The organism is Bilophila sp. 4_1_30 (assembly GCF_000224655.1).
GTDB lineage: Bacteria > Desulfobacterota > Desulfovibrionia > Desulfovibrionales > Desulfovibrionaceae > Bilophila > Bilophila wadsworthia.
Genome location: NZ_JH114253.1, coordinates 1 through 1324, shown reverse-complemented (window position 1 = coordinate 1324; position 1324 = coordinate 1). Strand labels below are relative to the sequence as shown.

The 1324-nt window shown below is 65.2% G+C and carries 1 protein-coding gene; it reads left to right on the top strand.

The annotated features are described in order from the left end of the window. Positions 1 to 177: 177 nt before the first annotated feature. The coding region (locus tag HMPREF0178_RS19945; protein ID WP_009369344.1) for an NADH:flavin oxidoreductase at positions 178 to 1324 on the top strand (1147 nt) is incomplete at its 3' end.

The window sequence follows — 1324 nt, the reverse complement described above, 5'->3', positions numbered from 1 at the left end:
GGGGCCCTTCCCCCTCCCCAACCCCCTCCCTCTTCCCCCTAAAAACTTTTGTGTTTATCGAATCCTCCGTGTCGGTTTTGCGTGTTGCCGGCGTGGATAGGGTTGCCGCCTTGCGTGTGAAAAAACGGTGGCGGAAAAGCCGCCGGGTATATGGCTACCGAATGAAAGGAGTCGCAGATGGATATCCCTGTTTCACTAACCCCCATGAACATCCATACCCTGACGGTAAGGAACCGCTTCGTCCTGCCGGGGATGGTGACCGACATGGCCGTGGACGGCGGCTATGTGACGGAACGGCTGCTCTCCTATTATGAGGAGCGGGCCAAAGGCGGCGTGGGGCTGGTCATCGTGGAAGCCACCTCCATCGACGTTTCCGGCAAGACCTTCCTGCACGGGCTGGACATCAGCGACGACCGCTTTATCCCCGGCCTGCGCCTGCTCACGGAACGCGTCCATGCACACGGGGCCGCTGTCGCCATCCAGCTCCAGCACGGCGGGGGCCGGGCGCATCCCGAATATTCCCACATGCCCCGCCGGGTCATGAGCGTTATTCCCGGCGTGTTCGAGCCCGACAACGCCATCACCCTTGACGGGGCCGAGTTCGCCCGCCTCGCGGACGCATGGGGCAAGGCGGCATTGCGCGCCAAGGCCGCCGGGTTCGACGCTGTGGAAATCCACGGGGCCAGCGGCTATCTGCTCGAACAGGCAGTGTCCGCATTCACCAACCGCCGCACCGACGGGTACGGCGGATCGCTCGCCAAACGCCTGCGCTTTCCCACCGAGGTCGCCCGCGCCGTCCGCGCCGCGGTGGGCGAAGATTTCCCCATCCTCTACCGCCATACCTCCGTGGAGGACGTGCCCACCGGGAACGGCATCGACCTCGACACCACCGTGGAGCTGTGCCGCGCCCTCACGGACGCGGGCGTCAACGCCTTCGACATCACGGCGGGCATGCAATGCTGCTTTGAGCTGATGACGCCCCCTACCTGTATGCCCAAGGCATGGAACGCCGCCACCAGCGCCGCCGTCAAGCAAGCGATTGGGGACAGGGCACGGGTCATGCTCACGGGCCGGATTTCCGACGCCGACACCGCCGAACGGGTCGTCCGCGACGGCTTGGCCGACTTCGCCATCATGGGCCGGGCGCTTATTGCGGATTCGCATCTGGTGGAAAAATACGCCGCCGGGCGCAAGGACGAAATCTGTCCCTGCGTGGCCTGTGGGCAGGGCTGCGTGGGCAATGCCGACAAGATGATCCCCATCACCTGCGCCCTCAACCCGCTTTCAGGCCGGGAAGCCTCCATGCCCGCCGTCCCGAAGGCGG